Here is a 17,567-nt window from a genome sequence, read left to right on the forward strand (position 1 = left end):
CGAAATATAACTATAATCAATCATAACAACAATACTATCGTCTCATAATTATGGTTTTTAGTTATAAAAATATAACCTTTTAATTTTCAGTCAACCTGTATATCTGCCATGAAAAATCTCATAAAAAAAAAGGCCCAACTTTCGTTGAGCCCATTCTTACGTTAATGCCGTGTTCAGCTTGCGGTCTGTGTCCGCAGCTCCAGCTCATACTCTTTCGCCTTTTCGACGTCGAACTGGTTTTCCCAGCGGGCAATCACCAGCACCGCCAGCGCATTACCGACCACGTTCAGCGCGGTACGCGCCATATCCATGATGCGGTCAACACCGGCGATAAACGCCAGACCTTCCAGAGGAATGCCGACGCTGCCCAGCGTGGCCAGCAGCACCACGAAGGAGACACCTGGCACGCCAGCGATACCTTTCGAGGTCACCATCAGCGTTATTACCAGCACAATCTCGTCGGTCAGCGACAGGTCAATGCCATACAGCTGCGCAATAAAGATCGCTGCGATACTCTGATAAAGCGTTGAACCATCCAGATTAAACGAGTAACCGGTCGGCACTACGAAGCTGGTGATCGCTTTCGGCGCGCCGTAGGCTTCCATCTTCTCCATGATACGCGGCAGCACCGTTTCCGAGCTGGAAGTAGAGTAAGAGAGAATCAGTTCATCCTTCAGGATACGCATCAGCGTGGTAATCCGCAGCTTACAGAAGCGCGCCACCCCGCCCAGCACCACAAAGGCGAAGAACAGAATTGCCGCGTAAACCAGCAGCACCAGCTTAGCCAGTGGCCAGAGCGAGGCAAAGCCGAAGTTAGCAATCGTCACCGCAATCAGCGCAAACACACCCACCGGGGCATAGCGCATGATCATGTGCGTCACTTTAAACATCGCTTCAGAAATGCCACGGAACAGGTTCACCAGCGGATCGCGCTGTTCTGACGGCAGTGACGACAGGCCTAAGCCAAACAGCACCGAGAAAAAGATAATCGGCAGCATGTCGCCCTTCGCCATTGAGGCGAAAATATTCTGCGGGATCAGCGACAGAATGGTGGTCACCAGGCTGTGCGGACCGCCCTGTACCTCTGCCGTTGTCGCTTCATATTTAGAGATGTCCACCGTTGCCAGCGTTGACATATCAATGCCGGTGCCGGGTTGAAATACGTTGGCCAGCGTAATACCGACCACAATGGCAATGGTGGTGATCACTTCAAAGTAGAGAATCGTTTTGACGCCGATGCGTCCCAGCTTCTTTGCATCACCCACGCCAGCGATGCCGACAATCAGGGATGAAATCACAATCGGTACCACAATCATCTTGATAAGATGAATAAAGATATCGCCTGCCGGGCTGAGAATGTTGGTGACTAACCATTCACGATTGTCTGGCTGATTATGCAACACAGCACCCACAACGATGCCAAGCACCAGGGCTGTCAGAATCTGCCAGGCCAGGCTGATTTTAAAACCTTTCATAACGTGTAATTTCCTCAGTCAAAACCCGTTTCTCTCTACTGCGAAGGTGCAGAAGACAATACACACAGGGAGTGAGCAAAAAGCCCGGTAAATTAGAGGGTGTCTTGAAACAGCGCCTCGTATGAAAATCTGATGATTCCCATACCCATTTTCAGACGCGGTCTGAGTTGATACCTGCAGAACAGGGGCGAGATAAGTACCATTTTCACTGTGGTAAATGCAACCCCTGGCGGATCCGATTAAAAGTTCACCATCTAAGCAGCATAAAGTGCTGCTGGAGCTGAAAAACCCTAACCTGCTGTTATGAAAAGTATTACTTCGATGAATTTACGCATAGCTATGCAGAAACGCTTAAAAACTGATCCGGCGCGTTTGCTCGCTTTTTATTCAGGATGAAAACGTAAAAGCGATGCCTGACTTCTCCAGCGCCGCCAGAGCGTTAACCTGATAGATCAGAATGGCTTAACGCTTCTTGGGGGATGTGTATCACGTGATCTGTGGCGCAAAAAAGAAACAAAGCTTTGGCGCGGGCTTTAATTAACCATTGATTGACATATCATTAACATCTTCAAGGAGATCCGCCATGAGCCAAATACACAAACATCCCGTTCCAGAGAATATTGCAGCAAACACCCTGATTACTGCAGAACAGTATCAGGCGATGTATCAGCAATCTGTCGACGATCCAGACAGTTTCTGGGGCGAACAGGGCAAAATCCTTGACTGGATCAAGCCTTACAGCAAAGTGAAAAACTGCTCGTTTGCACCAGGTAACATTAACATTCGCTGGTACGAAGATGGCACGCTCAACCTGGCGGCAAACTGCCTTGACCGTCATTTAGCCACGCGCGGCGATCACCCGGCGATTATCTGGGAGGGCGACGACGCCAGCGAAAGCAAAACCCTGACTTTCCGCCAGCTGCATGCAGAAGTCTGTCGCTTCGCCAACGTGCTGGAACTGCTGGAAGTGAAAAAAGGCGACGTGGTGGCGATCTATATGCCGATGGTGCCGGAAGCCGCAGTAGCGATGCTGGCTTGTGCGCGTATCGGTGCCGTTCACTCGGTGATTTTTGGCGGTTTCTCACCAGAGGCGGTCGCGGGCCGCATCGTCGATTCCAGCGCCTCGCTGGTAATCACGGCCGATGAAGGGATCCGCGCCGGTCGCAGCATTCCGCTGAAGAAAAATGTCGATGACGCGTTAAAAAATCCTAATGTCACCAGCGTGAAAAACGTGGTGGTGTTCCAGCGCACTGGTAAAGATGTGGGCTGGGTTGAAGGCCGCGATCAGTGGTGGCACGACCTGATGCTGAACGCCAGCACCAACCACGCTGCCGCAGAAGTCGGCGCGGAAGATCCGCTGTTTATCCTTTATACCTCCGGTTCAACCGGCAAACCCAAAGGCGTGTTGCACTCCACCGGCGGGTATCTGGTCTATGCCGCGACCACCTTTAAGTTCGTCTTTGATTACCATCAGGATGATATCTACTGGTGCACCGCCGATGTAGGCTGGGTGACGGGCCACAGCTATCTGGTTTATGGCCCGCTGGCCTGTGGCGCCACCACACTGATGTTTGAAGGGGTGCCGAACTGGCCAACGCCGAGCCGTATGGCGGAAGTGGTCGATAAACATAAAGTCACGCTGCTCTACACCGCGCCCACTGCCATCCGTGCGCTGATGGCGGAAGGTGATAAGGCGATTGCCGGCACCGACCGCAGCAGCCTGCGCATTATGGGATCGGTCGGTGAGCCAATTAACCCGGAAGCCTGGGAGTGGTACTACAAGAAAATCGGCAACAGCCGCTGCCCGATTGTTGATACCTGGTGGCAGACCGAAACCGGCGGCTTCATGATCACGCCGCTGCCGGGTGCGACCGAGCTGAAAGCGGGTTCCGCCACCCGACCGTTCTTTGGCGTGCAGCCCGCGCTGGTGGATAACGAAGGTCAGCCACAGGAAGGCGCCTGTGAAGGCAATCTGGTGATCACCGAGTCGTGGCCGGGTCAGGCACGTACCCTCTATGGCGATCACGACCGTTTCGAGCAGACCTACTTCTCTACCTTTAAAAATGTCTACTTCAGTGGTGATGGTGCCCGTCGTGATGAGGATGGCTACTACTGGATCACCGGACGCGTCGATGACGTGCTCAATGTTTCCGGTCACCGACTCGGCACCGCCGAAATTGAATCGGCGCTGGTCTCGCACCCTAAAATTGCCGAAGCGGCGGTAGTGGGGATTCCTCACAGCATCAAAGGCCAGGCGATTTATGCCTATATCACGCTGAATCATGGCGAAGAGCCGTCGCCGGAGTTGTACACCGAAGTGCGCCAGTGGGTCCGTAAAGAGATTGGCCCGATAGCCACACCGGATGTACTGCACTGGACCGACTCACTGCCGAAAACCCGCTCCGGCAAAATCATGCGGCGTATTCTGCGCAAAATTGCCACCGGGGATACCAGTAATCTTGGTGATACTTCTACGCTCGCCGATCCTGGCGTAGTAGAAAAACTGCTTGAGGAGAAACAGTCGATCAAAATGCCTTAAGCGCACGCTGTCCGGCGGGAAGATCGCTTCCCGCCACACCCGCCCTACGCAGTCTGTTTCGGTAGTCACAAATATTATAACCAGCTGAATCCGCGCCCTGTCGCGAGGTTCTCGCCTGCAAGCCCTCTGGAGAAAATTTGATGAATGACGCCCTTTCGAATCAGGATGCCATCAATCAACAGATTGAGCGTAATCCCCTTTTTCATGAATTAGTCCGTAAGCGCCAGGCGTTCGCGACGCTGCTGTCGCTGATCATGCTGGTGCTCTATGTCGGCTTTATCCTGCTGATCGCGTTTGCACCCGGCTGGCTCGGTACCCCGCTGCATGCCGGCACCAACGTCACGCGCGGTATCCCGATTGGGGTCGGGCTGATTGTGATGTCGTTTGTGCTGACCGGCGTCTATGTCTGGCGTGCCAACGGTGAGTTTGACCGTTTAACGAAAGCGATCCTCAGCGAGGTGAAATCATGACTCGTCTCACCTTATGGCTGCTGGCCTTAATGCTGCCGTTTTCAGCACTGGCTGCCGATGCGATAACCGGTGCCGTGCAGCGCCAGGCGACCAACTACCAGGCGATTATCATGTTTACGATTTTCGTCGGGGCCACGCTGGGAATTACTTACTGGGCCTCAAAGCGCACCCGATCACGTAATGACTACTACACCGCGGGCGGCAATATCACTGGCTTCCAGAATGGCCTGGCGATGGCGGGTGACTTCATGTCGGCCGCCTCGTTCCTGGGCATTTCGGCGCTGGTTTACACCTCTGGTTATGACGGGCTGATCTACTCGCTCGGCTTCCTGGTCGGCTGGCCGATGATTCTGTTTTTAATCGCTGAGCGACTGCGTAACCTGGGTCGCTATACGTTTGCCGATGTCGCCTCATATCGTCTGAAGCAGATGCCGATCCGCACCCTGTCAGCCTGCGGCTCACTGGTGGTCGTGGCGCTCTACCTGATCGCGCAGATGGTCGGGGCCGGTAAACTGATCCAGCTGCTGTTTGGCCTTAACTACCATGTTGCGGTAGTCCTGGTCGGCATTCTGATGGTGATGTATGTGCTGTTTGGCGGCATGCTGGCCACCACCTGGGTGCAGATCATCAAAGCCGTGCTGCTGCTATTTGGTGCCACCTTCATGGCGGTCATGGTAATGAAGGCGACCGGTTTCAGTTTTAATACGCTGTTCACTGAAGCGATGGCGGTCCATCCAAAAGGCATCGCGATTATGCAGCCTGGCGGATTGGTCAAAGATCCTATCTCCGCGCTGTCGCTGGGGCTGGGGCTGATGTTTGGTACGGCCGGATTGCCGCATATCCTGATGCGCTTCTTTACCGTAGCGGATGCTAAAGAGGCACGTAAAAGCGTCTTCTGGGCCACCGGCTTTATGGGTTACTTCTACTTCCTGACCTTTATTATCGGCTTCGGTGCCATCCTGCTGGTGGGCGCTAATCCGGCCTTTAAAGATGCCAGCGGCGCGCTGATTGGCGGCACCAATATGGCGGCAGTGCATCTGGCGAACGCCGTGGGCGGCAGCACCTTCCTGGGCTTTATCTCTGCGGTTGCCTTCGCCACGATTCTGGCCGTTGTCGCAGGCTTAACCCTGGCGGGTGCATCGGCGGTGTCTCACGACCTCTATGCCAGCGTGTATCGTAAAGGTCAGGCGAGCGAGAAAGATGAACTGCGGGTTTCAAAAATTACCGTGCTGGCGCTGGGCGTGGTGGCGATTGCGCTGGGTATTCTGTTTGAGAAACAGAACATCGCCTTTATGGTCGGGCTGGCCTTCTCGATTGCGGCCAGCTGTAACTTCCCGATCATCCTGCTGTCGATGTACTGGTCAAAACTCACGACGCGTGGCGCGATGGTGGGCGGCTGGCTCGGTCTGCTGACCGCCGTTATCCTGATGATCCTCGGCCCGACGGTGTGGGTACAGGTGCTGGGCAACGCGAAGGCGATTTTCCCCTATGAGTATCCGGCGCTGTTCTCCATGGCGGTGGCCTTCGTGGGCATCTGGATCTTCTCGATTACCGACCATTCGCAGCAGGGCGCAGAAGAACGTTCACGCTTCCGTGCACAGTTTATCCGCTCGCAGACCGGCACCGGCATCGAACAGGGCAAAGCGCACTGATCGTGGCTTTTCGTTCATAAAGAGCAGGCAATAAAAAAGGGCGGCTACCGAAGTAGTCGCCCTCTTCTTTTGCGCAGCAGAATCAGAAGCGCAGCGATGCACCCACGTACGGGCCATCGACCAGCACGTTATCTTTGCGTCCATCTTTGTTGTTCAGTTCGATGTACTGATAACCCACACGCAGGTTAAGCAGTGAAACCGGCGTGAAGCTCAGGCCGCCACCGGCTTCCTGATAGCTGTCGAGCTGATCGGTGAAAGACTCTGGCGCGTAATAATATTCGCCATACAGGCCCCACATGCTGTTGAAGCTGTAGTGTGCTGCACCACCCAGCGCCACCGCAAATCCATCTTTTCCATCTTCAGGATGGGTGAAGATCGCTTTTGCGGTCGGCGCCAGACGCAGCGGCCCGAAATCAACGTTGTAACCCAGACCGGCACCGTAGGTGCTGCCGTCATGGTCGCTACGCAGCCAGTTACCTTTCAGAAACAGACCGGGTGTTGTGGTGCCCAGACCCACATTCAGGTTGGTGTTATGTTCGCTGACATCAACACTGCCTTCAATCGCCTGAGCAGCACCGCTCATTAAAACCAGCCCGAGGGCGCTCCCGGCAACAAGTTGCTTAAACATGATTCCACTCCGTGAAAGGACAATTAATTCGGCCGCAAGGTTAACAGCCTGAAATGGGGAGACAACAAAATCTGGAAAACTTTACGTAAAAATACGTGTCTCAGCGCAGACCAGCGTCTGTGCGACGGAGTGTAGCCTATATTGTCCACATCAGGTGCCCAATCAGCGGGGCCAGCACCACGGTCACCACGCCAGAGAGCATCATCACCAGGCTGGCGACCACGCCCTCCTGCTCGCCAATCTGATAGGCGCGTGCCGTGCCGGCACCGTGTGACGCCGCACCGAATCCCGCGCCTTTCGCCACGCCCTGCTTAATGGCGAGCCGCAGAAACAGCACGTCGCCGATTGCCATGCCAAACACGCCTGTAATCACCACAAACAGCGCTACCAGATCGGGCTGCCCGCCAATCGGACCCGCCGCAGCCAGCGCAAACGGCGTGGTGATAGAGCGCACGGCCAGGCTGCGCTGAATCGACTCCGGCAGGGTTAACAGCCGCGCCAGCCAGACGGAACTGCAGACGGCGACCAGCGTCGCGGTCACTACGCCCGCGCTCAGCGACAGCCAGTGGCGCTTAATAATTTCCACGTTCTCATAGACCGGCACCGCAAACGCCAGCGTCGCTGGCCCCAGCAGCCAGAGCAGCCAGTGGTTTTCGGCGATGTAATCCTGCCAGCTGATATGCGTCAGCAGCAGCAATGCCACCAGCACCAGCGGCGTCATCACCAGTGGCATCAGCAGCAGCGTCCGCCAGCGGCGATAAAGCCGTTTATTCAGCGCATAAACCAGCAGCGTAACGGCTACACACAGCAGGCTGAGCAGAAAATCACGCATGCGGATCCTGCTTACGCGCGGCGCGCGCGACTTCATACTGATAAAGCCGGTCCACCACCCAGGCAGTCGAGGCCAGCACCAGCAGCGTACTGACGCCGATCACCACACAGATGCGCCAGCCATCAACCCGCAGCAGATCGCCATAGTTTACCACCGCCACCACCGCCGGAATAAAGAACAGCAGCATCTCGGCCAGCAGCCAGCGTGATCCGGCTTTCACCCAGTTCAGCGGCACAATCCGCGTCACGATTAACGCCAGCAGCAGCAGCATCCCGACGATATTGGCGGGCAGCGGCAGATGCAGCCAGCTCACCAGCCGGTCGCAGGCGATAAACAGGCCGATATAGAAACCCAGCTGGAGCGGCAGGCTGAGCCATTGCACTGCGCGGTTGCTGCGTAAAGTGAGCGCTAACGCCATCACCTTGTCTCCCCGATTAAATTGATGTCACCAGTATAAATCGTCAACAGAAGGTGAAAAAAATGAATTAAAATTATCGAAATCATGCCTGAAAGGAATAGTTATGGATGTCCGCGCCCTGCGTTACTTTACTGAAGTCGTACGCCAGCAGAGCTTTACCCGTGCGGCGCAGAAGCTGTTTGTGACGCAACCGACCATCAGCAAAATGTTGCGCCAGCTGGAGGAGGAGCTGGGCTGCACGCTGATCCTGCGCGATGGTCGTCGTCTGCACCTCACCGACAGCGGCCAGGCGGTCTATCAGCGCGGCCTGGCGATCCTGCAGGAGTTTCATCAGCTGGAAGCGGAGATTGGTGACATCAACCAGCTCAAAACCGGTGAGCTGCGACTGGGTATTCCGCCGATGGTCGGTATGCAGATCGCCGGTTCGATTTCCGCGTTTCGCCGCCGCTATCCCGGTGTGAAGCTGAAAATCTCTGAATTCGGCGGTCTGACCGTCCAGCAGGCGGTGCTGGCGGGCAGTCTGGATATCGCCCTGACCGCGCTACCGGTCGATGCCGAGCTGCCGCTGAACACCCTGCCCCTGATGCATCATCCGCTCTGCGTACTGCTGCCGCGTCGCCCGGAGTGGCTCAGCCGCCAGCAGATTGGACTGGCAGAACTGGCAGAGCATCCACTGCTGATTTTTAATGAGGAGTTCTCACTGAATCGTCAGCTGATGCAGGCGTTTCAGCGGCTCAACCTGACGCCAACGGTGGCGGTTCGCAGCGGACAGTGGGATTTTCTGGCGGCGATGGTGCAGGCGGAGATGGGGCTGGCGATTCTGCCGGAGCCGATCTGTCAGCGGCTGGATAAGCAGTCGCTGCTGTGGCTGCCGCTGGAATCGGAGCTGAAGTGGAGTCTGGGATTGATCTGGCGGGAAGGGAGTTATCTGTCGCGCAGTGCGCAGGCGTGGATAGCCTGTTGTCGCGAGCATTGGCCGGATGAGCCGCCGCGCCTGTCGGTGTGAAAGGCTGGCACGCCGCATTAACGCGCAGGCGTGCCAGTCAGGACTTACTCCTCTTTTTCGATCAGCAGCGCTTCCAGCAGATCCAGGTCGTGCAGTAACTTCTGCATCGTCTCATTGGAGATTTGCTGGGTGGCGCGCAGATGATAGACCTCAGCACGTTCGGCACGCAGTCCGGTCAGGCGGAAGCGACGCTCCAGGTTCTCAGCGAACAGCGCGTGTTCAAGGTCATTCTTCCCTTCGGCGCGACGACGTAAGTTGCCAATTACCCGCAGACTCACCTCTTTAAGCAGCTCCGGATCGATGTTCTCTTCCGACTCATTCTCCAGCCGCTCTTCCATCTTGTGCAGGCTCTCAATGGCTGCGCCTGCCATTACCGCACGCGCATTCTGCAACTCGCGACGGTGTGCGCCTTTATCAATAGTATCAATGCCGCGCAGCAGAATCGGCAGAATCACTACCCCTACCAACAGCGAGAAGAGAATCACGCCGGTGGCGATAAAGACCAGTTCATAACGCGCCGGGAAAGGCTCGCCGTTGGTCAGGAACAGCGGAATCGACAGGACACCGGCCAGGGTAATCGCGCCGCGCACACCCGCAAAGGAGGCGATCAGCAGTTCACGCAACGAGTAGTTGGAGAACTCCAGCGGCTTCTTCTTCAGCAGGCGTTTGCTGAAGCGCTGCATAATCCACAGCCAGCCAAAACGCACGATCATCAGCGCGGCATAGACCAGCCCGATATCGGCAAACAGCATCCAGAGCTCGACGTTCGGATCGGCCTGCGCCTGATCAACAGAGGTCTGCAGAATATCCGGCAACTGCAGGCCCAGCATCAGGAAGACCATGCCGTTAAAGACGAACTCCAGCATCTGCCAGACGCTGTTGGCACGCAGGCGCATCGCCAGCGGTGCCTGACGAATAATACCGGAACGGGTGATGGTCATACCGGCAGCCACGGCCGCCAGGATGCCTGAGACACCAAGATGTTCAGCAATCAGGTAAGAGGCGAACGGCAGCAGCAGCAGCAGTACGGTCTGGGTAGCCGGATCGTCACCGCTCCAGCGGCTGAGCAGGCGCAGTGACTTACCGTAGAGCCAGCAGATCGCGACACCCGCAATCAGACCACCCACCGCCACTTTCAGGAACTCAACGCTGGCACCGCCCCAGGTAAACACCATGGTACCCATGGCGACTGCCACGGCAAATTTCAGCGATACCAGGCCCGATGCGTCATTCATCAGGGCTTCGCCCTGCACGATCGACATAATCTTCTTGGGAATACGGCCTTCACCGACAATGCCTGAGAGCGCCACGGCATCGGTCGGTGACAGCACCGCCGCCAGCGCAAAGGCAGGGATCAGCGGGATACCTGGTACCAGCCAGTAGATCAGATAGCCGATGCCGATCACGGTAATCAGGACCAGCGCCAGTGCTAAGCCAATTATCTCGCGACCATGATGCAGGAACTCACTGATCGGCGTCTTCCAGCCATCCGCGAACAGCAGCGGCGGAATAAAGAGCACCAGAAACAGCTCCGGATCAAAGTCGACATGCAGACCAAAAGTTGGCCAGGCCAGCATCGCACCAACAGCGATCTGGACCAGCGGCAACGGGATCTGAAAAGGGAGAATGCGGGCCGCGACGCCAGAGAGCGACACGACCAGCGTCATGATGAGAATTGTAAAAAAGATTTCCATGCTTTCCTTAGGCGTCGTTTCTTTCAATCATTGGTTAAGCGCTAAAGTGTAAAACAAACTGCGGTGAAGATTGTCAGCTACGCGTGCGCCGGGCGGGAAAATAGTGAAAAATTCCGGACGTGCAGCCGCACGCCCGATTGTACAGTCAGATCGCCCAGCCACCGGCGTAAAACGCCACCAGCGCGATAGCAATAATGACGGTGCCGACGTTGAGCTTGCGCCATTCCCCCGCGAAGAGACGCCCCACGACCAGGCTGGCGAAACCGATCATAATGCCCGTGACGATGTTACAGGTGAGCACGATAATCACCGCCGTTAACAGGCCCGACATCGCATCGACAAAATCATTAAAGTCGACTTTCGCCACATTACTGAGCATCAGCAAACCCACATACATTAATGCAGGCGCGGTGGCGTAAGCCGGCACCAGATACGCCAGCGGTGACATAAACAGAATGGCAAGGAACAGCAGGCCGACCACAATCGCGGTAAGACCGGTTTTACCCCCCGCCGCCGTTCCTGCCGCCGATTCGATATAAACCGCAGCCGGTGACGCGCCCACCAGACCCGCGAACAGGCTGCTGACGGAGTCGCTAGTCAGCGCACGGCCACCATTGATAATCTGGCCCTGTTTATCCAGCAGATTTGCCTGACCCGCGACCGCGCGAATGGTGCCGGTCGCGTCAAAGACCGCCGTCATCACCAGTGCCAGCACGCTTGGCAGCACGACCGGCTGCATCGCGCCCATAATGTCGAGGCTGAACAGCAGCGACTCACCGCTGGCATCACGCAGGCTCGGCAGCGCAAACAATCCTTTGTAGCTCACCGCCGGATCGAAAATCAGCCCCAGCAGCGAAATGGCGATAATTGTCATGAGAATACCGCCGGGCATCCGGCGCTTCTCCAGTCCAATAATTGCTGCCAGTCCCAGCAGCGTCATCATTACCGGAAAAGTGGTGAAGTGCCCCAGCGCCACCGGCAGGCCCGGTGCCGGGTTTTTCACTACCAGGCCTACACCGTCAGCCGCAATCAGCAGCAAAAACAGGCCAATTCCGACGCCGGTGCCGTGCGCCACGCCCATCGGCAGGTTACGCAGGATCCAGGCTCGAATGCCGGTCACTGAGATCAGGGTAAACAACAGGCCCATCAGGAACACCGCGCCCAGCGCGACCGGCACGCTGATGTGCTGGCCCAGCACGAGGCTGAAAGCGGTAAAGGCGGTTAAGGAGATTGCACAGCCAATTGCCATCGGCAGATTGCCCCACAGTCCCATGATGATGGAACCAAAGCTGGCAACCAGGCAGGTGGCGACAAACACGGCAGTAGGGGGAAAACCGGCCTTGCCCAGCATTCCCGGCACCACGATAACGGAGTAGACCATCGCCAGGAAGGTGGTAAGTCCGGCCAGAATTTCCTGGCGCACGCTGCTGCCGCGCGCCGAGATCGAGAACCAGGCGTCCAGTTTTCCACTGGCCGGGCGTGATTCAGTTGACATAGTTGAGCCTCAAAAATTTTTGTTGTGTGGATCGCTCTGCGACCATCGCTGTCCCTGGAATAAGCGGGTAGACGGCGTCACTGTCGGGTTTTACCAGGCAGGCAAACGTTTACCTTGCCGCAGATAGTTGGCCGCCAGAAGCGGCCAGATAAAAAGGCATGCGATTATCCGGCGTTTAGCGGCACATTTTCAACTGTCAGAGGGAGATTCTTCAGCATAAAGATCAGGCTTAAGTCGCCAGCAGCCACGTGGCCCAGGCCGACGTCAAACGCTGACGCCCTGAAGTTAACGCGATTTTCAGGGGGATGCGCACTGGCGCAGCCGTGATGAGACACGACCCGCCAGTGGAAGAGGGGAATTAACCTGGCAGCGAAAGCTCACCGCCCTGATCGATCGCGCGCTGCCAGGCGGCACGCTGTTGCACAGTCTGCAGCCATTTCTGGCTGGCGGGCATCTGCTCCAGTCCGGCACGTCGCGCAAGCGCCAGCAGCGGAAAGCTCATCTGGATATCAGCGATACTGAAGCGCTGACCGGCGAACCAGGGATTTGCAGCCAGATGCTGTTCGATCATCTGCATGTGTGGCTTAAGCTGTTTATCCAGAAACGCCTTCTGCACGCCTTTACCGAATGCCGCCCCGACCGGGCGCAGCAGCCACGGCACCGGTGCTTTACCCATCTGAACGAAGATCAGCTTCATCACCAGCAGCGGCATCAGCGAGCCTTCGGCATAGTGCAGCCAGTAGCGGCACTGCAGCCGCGACGCCTCATCACTCACTTTGAGCCGGAACTCGTGATCATATTTCTCTTCAAGATATTCGAGAATGGCACCTGACTCTGCCACTACCTGGTTCCCGTCGGTAATGACCGGTGATTTTCCCAGTGGATGCACTTTTTTCAGCGCCTCCGGGGCCAGCATGGTCGGTTCGCGTTGATAGCGTTTAATCTGGTACGGCACTTCCAGCTCTTCCAGCAGCCACAGCACCCGATGCGAGCGCGATTTCTCAAGATGGTGAACGGTGATCATCATGATTCCCTGTGTTTTGACCTTCACCAAGTATAGACGTCACTCCACATCCGGATGTTTATCATCCTGTTCCGGGTCAAGCAGCACCGCACCCGAGCCCTGCTGACCCAGCCGGTCGCCGGGATTGCGCAGCGGGCAGTCGCGCATCGACAAACAGCCGCAGCCGATACAGCCATCCAGGTCATTACGCAGGCGGGTCAGGGTTTCAATGCGCTTATCCAGCTCTTCGCGCCAGTGCTGCGTCAGCGCATCCCACTCCGGTGTCGACATGCGCTTGTCAGGCGGAATGTGATCCAGGCTGTCACTGACCGTTGCCAGCGGAATGCCGATACGCTGCGCAATCTTGATAATCGCGACGCGTCGCAGCACGTCACGGCTGTATCGCCGCTGATTGCCGCTGTTGCGGGTGCTGAAAATAAGTCCTTTTGTCTCATAAAAGTGCAGCGCCGAAACCGCCACACCGCTGCGGCGCGCCACTTCACCCGGTGTTAAGACCGGTTTCGGATAGTTGCGTTCTTTTTTCATCAGACTCTTTACCTCAAGTTAACTTGAGGAATTATACTCGCTCTCCATCAAAACCACTAAACTCCCATTACCGCTTATTAAGCACCAGAAGGATGAGACCATGATGCAAGAAGAGATCATTCATTCCCTGACGCACTGGATTGACCAGAACCTGGATAAGAGCCTGTCGATCGATGAGGTTGCCGCAAAATCGGGCTATTCGAAATGGCATCTGCAGCGTATGTTCCGTTCGGTAACGAAACAGACGCTGGGTGGCTATATTCGCGAGCGCCGTCTGACGCTGGCAGCGGAAGCGCTGTCACAGACACAGCGGCCGGTTTTTGATATCGCGATGCAGTATGGCTATGACTCGCAGCAGACCTTCTCCCGTGTGTTTCGTCGTCAGTTTTCACAGACGCCTACCGCTTACCGCCATACCATGCGCCGCCAGGCGATTCAGCGCCCTCGCCTGCTGAGTTTTGGCTGCAATGACGGTATCAGTAGCTTCACCCAGCGCACGACCGGCGAGTGCTGTCCGGTTCGTTGACCCCTCAGATGCGCCCGCCCGGGCGCATCTGACTGATTTCCCCGCCGTTCTTCTTCTACTGCTCACTATTCCCTCACGCCGCTACCATACCAGAGTCAAATTTTGTTCAAAATTTAAAATCGGGTGATATAATGTGACCCAAGTCACACTTTGAACCTGGGTTGACGGCGAAAAAGCACCCCCTGACACACTTTTCCGCCGCCGGTGATGTCCGCAGATTGTCAGGAATACTTACTGATATTGAGGTCCGGCCGATGGCTACGTTAACCGCCAGTTTACTTGTTATGCGTTGGGAATTGCTGAGCGCAATCATGATGTTTTTTGCCAGCACCCTGAAAACCAAACTTCGTCAGGATAGCCGTCACGTGATGGCATTTATGTGTGGCGGGATTGGTTTAGGCATGACCTGCTGGTTTGTTACCGGTCTGATGGGCATTACCCTGAGTATGGATAACGTGCATAACTTTCTGGAAATCTCAAAGCATGCCTTTATCGATGTGATGAGCCAGGCGCCTGCTGACTGGCCGATGCCCTGATTTTTGCGCATAAAAAACCCCGCTTAGCGGGGTTTTTTATATTGCTGTGTGTGCTTAAATTTTCTTCAACATGGCAGGGATATTAACATCCTGCACTGTAACGCCCGGGCTCTGCGTTCCGCGGCGGTCCTGAATCCACATATCTCCCATCATCTGATTTAAACCACGATCTAATCCGGTGACCAGTCCTGCACCTGGGGTGAAGGTCAGTTCGCCAAAGTAGATGCGCTCGTCATGGATATACCAGTCCACACGCACGTAGTCGAAATCACTGGCCAGCTTCTTGCTCAGTTCGAGCGCATGTTCCAGTGACGGCATAATCGGTGAGACATCCAGACCGGTATCGCGAATCTTGTGATAGGCCTCATTGAGGTTATTCACGTAGAAATTCATCGACAGCAGCGGCTGGCAGCGGTTGTAGATCACCTGCAGCACATATTCGAACTTGCCATCACGCTTGTTGAACATATGAAACTTGTAATCAATGGGCGCGCTTTTGCCATCACCAATGTACTTCTCAACCAGGATACGTGGCTTGATGTAGCGATAGTGAATCTCACGCGCTTCGTTGGCGAAGTCGGTCTTCAGCCAGCGATAGCAGTCATGAATGATCTGCTGCTTGCGCAGTGCGTCCGGCTCCTCCAGCAGAATCTCTACCATGTTGGAGGCGTGGTTCGGCTTGATCACCGTCCCCTTCCAGCAGGGTAAGCTGTTCAGCGTGGTCGGGTCAGTCGTTTCGTGTACCAGCGGGATCAGGTATTCATTACCGATTTTTTCAGCAATGAATTCGCGCACCGAGTACTTATCTGACAGACGACCATAGCTCTGGTAATCGCCGAAGATAAACTTACGGTACAACACCTTCTCGTTGAACACTTTTGGCTGACGCAGATTGGGCAGCTTTCTGAACTTATGGAAGTAGTAGATGCGGTCCTGATAAGCCCAGGGCATCTTCTTAATAAAATACTGCACACTTCTTCTGAGTTCTTCTTTCAACTTGAGCATATCTGACCTCATTTGTATGTTTTGTAGTTGAGTGAGGAAACCTGAATCTTTTGAATGACGCCGTTTTTAAAGAAGTAATTCATTACGGTCAGGGACAAAAGTTCTGAAAGGAAAACGCTCCACGCGGCCCCCATGATGCCGTGACCCTGGATCAACCACCAGGAGAGCGGCAAACTGATGACCATCAGGCAGATGATTTTCCTCAGCAAGTAGTTAAATCCTCCCTCTTTGACCATGTAGCGATACGCTACGGTCCCCATTGCCGAAAAGCTGGTCGCTATCGACAGCAACGTAATGAGACTTCCTGACTGTGTGAATTCCGGGCCGTACAACGCAATGATGATCCGCTCGCCATAAAGCGAAATGATCAGCAGCATCAGCAATGAAACGGCCATAACATAGCCATTGAGCCGCGCAGCCAGCTTAATGGCGACCTCGCCGCGCTCCCTGAAGATTTCAGTGAAGCAGGAGGTGATGAGCGCCACCGGGATAAAAATCCATGAGGCGGAAATGGTATTCGCCGCCGCAAACAGCCCGAGGTCGCGCGCGGGTGCCGTGCCTGCCAGGAACATCTGCGCCGCTTTTACCTGCACAGAGATAAAGATGCTGGAGATCGCCAGCGGCAGACCGGCATACATCAGATAACGCAGATAGGCCGTGCGCTTTTCGCGTGGTGGCATCTGATCCTGATGGTCCTGATAGAAGTTGTGACGCTTAATCAGGTAAGGCACCAGAGTCACTGCGACAATCGACAGCGTCAGCCAGAGCGGATTAAGACGCAGCCAGGCGACGGTGAAGCTGATGCCGAAACTCAGCAGCATGCCCACGGCGTTGGCGATGGTGTTAAGACGCGAGGCAAGACGCGCGTTGTTATAAACGCTGAAGGTGTCCTGGGTGACAAAAACCGAGGCAACAAATGAGGCCAGTGCAAACGCCAGGAAATTTTCCTGCATGTTGTACCAGACCCAGATTAAGACTGGCACCGAAGTGACCAGCAACAGCACCATTCTCATCGTGCGGGCGATGGTCATCAGGCGCAGGCCTTTTGACGCATTTTTGCTGACGCGTTTAAACAGAATGGTTTCGGTGCCAAAGATTGCAACGGTTTGCACCATCGCAAATAGTGAAGTAGAAAACGCCATCTGGCCAAACACCGTTGGGCCAAAGGATTTCGCCACGTAAGACGTCACAAAAATGACGCCAAAAACGGAGATGATCTTCTCAGACATCATCCAGGCGGCATTAGACATTACGCTCAATTTCATCGACTCTTCCTTAGTATTACTCAACTACAACCGCTTCGGTACAACATCCCTGTAACGAATTAATAAGCGCTCAGTGGGCCTGGCGAAAATGTAAGACTTCAGACCAAGCTGGTCCGAAAATTGAGATGTAAATCATGATCCGGAGTGTTAATTCAGGATAATTCTTATTATAAATGGCGCGAATCACTTCAGATGGAAACGATTTCAGGCTGAAAATAAAACAACCTTTAAGAGCCCTTCCCGCCATATTAATCAAGTCGGTCAGGCTAAATATCCAATGTACGTAGAATTTTTTCGTATTTTGGATGCGATGAATTTATAACAAAAATCCCCCTCCAGGAAGGCACGCCCACCGGATAAGAATAAAATAAGATTTATCCCATGATGATATTTATTCTAAATATCTTAATTTAGGCTTCGCAATTCAATTCGCGCACTTTAATACTGCCTTAATAGAATCTTACAGTGCCAGAAATT

16 protein-coding genes are annotated in these 17,567 nt (G+C 54.9%); 6 read left to right on the forward strand and 10 right to left on the reverse strand.

Translation table 11 applies throughout. The features are described 5' to 3' along the window. Positions 1–173: 173 nt before the first annotated feature. On the reverse strand, positions 174–1,475 hold the full coding sequence (gene gltP / locus HFD87_RS16415; protein ID WP_010252141.1) for a glutamate/aspartate:proton symporter GltP: 1,302 nt from the start codon (positions 1,473–1,475) through the stop codon (positions 174–176). A 583-nt stretch (positions 1,476–2,058) separates the two neighbouring features. Here gltP and acs point away from each other — a divergent pair. The 3 genes from acs (at position 2,059) to HFD87_RS16430 (ending at position 6,136) form a co-directional block, all read left to right on the forward strand. Then, positions 2,059–4,014 carry an acetate--CoA ligase gene (gene acs / locus HFD87_RS16420; protein ID WP_010252142.1) on the forward strand — a complete coding sequence of 652 codons (1,956 nt, stop codon included), beginning with the start codon at positions 2,059–2,061 and terminating at the stop codon, positions 4,012–4,014. 140 nt (positions 4,015–4,154) lie between these two features. Further along, positions 4,155–4,484, forward strand: a complete 330-nt coding sequence (locus HFD87_RS16425; protein WP_010252143.1) for a DUF485 domain-containing protein — start codon at positions 4,155–4,157, stop codon at positions 4,482–4,484. After that, complete coding sequence (locus HFD87_RS16430) at positions 4,481–6,136, forward strand: cation acetate symporter (protein ID WP_010252145.1); 1,656 nt, start codon at positions 4,481–4,483, stop codon at positions 6,134–6,136. The genes HFD87_RS16425 and HFD87_RS16430 overlap by 4 nt, the downstream gene beginning before the upstream one ends. 82 nt (positions 6,137–6,218) lie before the next feature. Here HFD87_RS16430 and HFD87_RS16435 read toward each other — a convergent pair whose 3' ends face one another. From HFD87_RS16435 to HFD87_RS16445, 3 genes are all read right to left on the reverse strand, one after another. Further along, a complete protein-coding gene (locus HFD87_RS16435) occupies positions 6,219–6,764 on the reverse strand; it encodes a YfaZ family outer membrane protein (RefSeq protein WP_010252147.1) in 546 nt (181 codons plus the stop codon). A gap of 136 nt (positions 6,765–6,900) precedes the next feature. Further along, positions 6,901–7,596 (reverse strand): LrgB family protein, encoded by a 696-nt coding sequence (locus HFD87_RS16440; RefSeq protein WP_010252149.1) that lies wholly within the window; start codon positions 7,594–7,596, stop codon positions 6,901–6,903. Beyond that, the gene (locus HFD87_RS16445) at positions 7,589–8,014 is read right to left on the reverse strand and encodes a CidA/LrgA family protein (RefSeq protein ID WP_010672051.1); all 426 of its coding nucleotides are present in this window, start codon (positions 8,012–8,014) and stop codon (positions 7,589–7,591) included. Before HFD87_RS16445 ends, HFD87_RS16440 begins: the two co-directional genes overlap by 8 nt. 103 nt (positions 8,015–8,117) lie before the next feature. Between HFD87_RS16445 and HFD87_RS16450 the strand changes: the two genes are divergently transcribed. Then, positions 8,118–9,020 (forward strand): LysR family transcriptional regulator, encoded by a 903-nt coding sequence (locus HFD87_RS16450; protein ID WP_010252153.1) that lies wholly within the window; start codon positions 8,118–8,120, stop codon positions 9,018–9,020. A 44-nt stretch (positions 9,021–9,064) separates the two neighbouring features. On the opposite strand, the gene HFD87_RS16455 is transcribed toward HFD87_RS16450, so the two are convergent. From HFD87_RS16455 to soxR, 4 genes are all read right to left on the reverse strand, one after another. Then, on the reverse strand, positions 9,065–10,714 hold the full coding sequence (locus HFD87_RS16455; RefSeq protein ID WP_010252155.1) for a Na+/H+ antiporter: 1,650 nt from the start codon (positions 10,712–10,714) through the stop codon (positions 9,065–9,067). 145 nt (positions 10,715–10,859) lie between these two features. After that, positions 10,860–12,209 (reverse strand): NCS2 family permease, encoded by a 1,350-nt coding sequence (locus HFD87_RS16460; RefSeq protein WP_167423685.1) that lies wholly within the window; start codon positions 12,207–12,209, stop codon positions 10,860–10,862. Between the two features lie 358 nt (positions 12,210–12,567). Further along, positions 12,568–13,233 carry a glutathione S-transferase family protein gene (locus HFD87_RS16465; protein WP_167423699.1) on the reverse strand — a complete coding sequence of 222 codons (666 nt, stop codon included), beginning with the start codon at positions 13,231–13,233 and terminating at the stop codon, positions 12,568–12,570. Positions 13,234–13,272: 39 nt separating this feature from the next. Further along, a complete protein-coding gene (gene soxR / locus HFD87_RS16470) occupies positions 13,273–13,758 on the reverse strand; it encodes a redox-sensitive transcriptional activator SoxR (RefSeq protein ID WP_010252161.1) in 486 nt (161 codons plus the stop codon). Between the two features lie 100 nt (positions 13,759–13,858). Between soxR and soxS the strand changes: the two genes are divergently transcribed. Beyond that, positions 13,859–14,284: a superoxide response transcriptional regulator SoxS gene (gene soxS, locus HFD87_RS16475; RefSeq protein ID WP_010252163.1), complete on the forward strand. Its 426-nt coding sequence runs from the start codon at positions 13,859–13,861 to the stop codon at positions 14,282–14,284. A gap of 254 nt (positions 14,285–14,538) precedes the next feature. Then, positions 14,539–14,820 (forward strand): YjcB family protein, encoded by a 282-nt coding sequence (locus HFD87_RS16480; RefSeq protein WP_010252166.1) that lies wholly within the window; start codon positions 14,539–14,541, stop codon positions 14,818–14,820. A gap of 54 nt (positions 14,821–14,874) precedes the next feature. Here HFD87_RS16480 and HFD87_RS16485 read toward each other — a convergent pair whose 3' ends face one another. Continuing rightward, positions 14,875–15,825, reverse strand: coding sequence for an ATP-grasp fold amidoligase family protein (locus HFD87_RS16485; protein ID WP_010252168.1), 951 nt, complete (start codon positions 15,823–15,825; stop codon positions 14,875–14,877). 8 nt (positions 15,826–15,833) lie between these two features. Next, positions 15,834–17,090 (reverse strand): oligosaccharide flippase family protein, encoded by a 1,257-nt coding sequence (locus tag HFD87_RS16490; protein WP_010252170.1) that lies wholly within the window; start codon positions 17,088–17,090, stop codon positions 15,834–15,836. Positions 17,091–17,567: the final 477 nt, after the last annotated feature.

The organism is Pantoea sp. EKM21T (assembly GCF_011800405.1).
Classification (GTDB): domain Bacteria; phylum Pseudomonadota; class Gammaproteobacteria; order Enterobacterales; family Enterobacteriaceae; genus Pantoea; species Pantoea agglomerans.

Excerpts from the sequence above, each read along its gene's own strand:
- HFD87_RS16465 (WP_167423699.1), bottom strand. The coding sequence starts at position 13,233 with ATGATCACCGTTCACCATCTTGAGAAATCGCGCTCGCATCGGGTGCTG.
- HFD87_RS16440 (WP_010252149.1), bottom strand. The coding sequence starts at position 7,596 with ATGCGTGATTTTCTGCTCAGCCTGCTGTGTGTAGCCGTTACGCTGCTG.
- HFD87_RS16485 (WP_010252168.1), bottom strand. The coding sequence starts at position 15,825 with ATGCTCAAGTTGAAAGAAGAACTCAGAAGAAGTGTGCAGTATTTTATT.
- HFD87_RS16460 (WP_167423685.1), bottom strand. The coding sequence starts at position 12,209 with ATGTCAACTGAATCACGCCCGGCCAGTGGAAAACTGGACGCCTGGTTC.
- HFD87_RS16435 (WP_010252147.1), bottom strand. The coding sequence starts at position 6,764 with ATGTTTAAGCAACTTGTTGCCGGGAGCGCCCTCGGGCTGGTTTTAATG.
- HFD87_RS16425 (WP_010252143.1), top strand. The coding sequence starts at position 4,155 with ATGAATGACGCCCTTTCGAATCAGGATGCCATCAATCAACAGATTGAG.
- soxR (WP_010252161.1), bottom strand. The coding sequence starts at position 13,758 with ATGAAAAAAGAACGCAACTATCCGAAACCGGTCTTAACACCGGGTGAA.
- soxS (WP_010252163.1), top strand. The coding sequence starts at position 13,859 with ATGATGCAAGAAGAGATCATTCATTCCCTGACGCACTGGATTGACCAG.
- acs (WP_010252142.1), top strand. The coding sequence starts at position 2,059 with ATGAGCCAAATACACAAACATCCCGTTCCAGAGAATATTGCAGCAAAC.
- HFD87_RS16445 (WP_010672051.1), bottom strand. The coding sequence starts at position 8,014 with ATGGCGTTAGCGCTCACTTTACGCAGCAACCGCGCAGTGCAATGGCTC.
- HFD87_RS16480 (WP_010252166.1), top strand. The coding sequence starts at position 14,539 with ATGGCTACGTTAACCGCCAGTTTACTTGTTATGCGTTGGGAATTGCTG.
- HFD87_RS16450 (WP_010252153.1), top strand. The coding sequence starts at position 8,118 with ATGGATGTCCGCGCCCTGCGTTACTTTACTGAAGTCGTACGCCAGCAG.
- HFD87_RS16490 (WP_010252170.1), bottom strand. The coding sequence starts at position 17,090 with ATGAAATTGAGCGTAATGTCTAATGCCGCCTGGATGATGTCTGAGAAG.
- HFD87_RS16430 (WP_010252145.1), top strand. The coding sequence starts at position 4,481 with ATGACTCGTCTCACCTTATGGCTGCTGGCCTTAATGCTGCCGTTTTCA.
- gltP (WP_010252141.1), bottom strand. The coding sequence starts at position 1,475 with ATGAAAGGTTTTAAAATCAGCCTGGCCTGGCAGATTCTGACAGCCCTG.
- HFD87_RS16455 (WP_010252155.1), bottom strand. The coding sequence starts at position 10,714 with ATGGAAATCTTTTTTACAATTCTCATCATGACGCTGGTCGTGTCGCTC.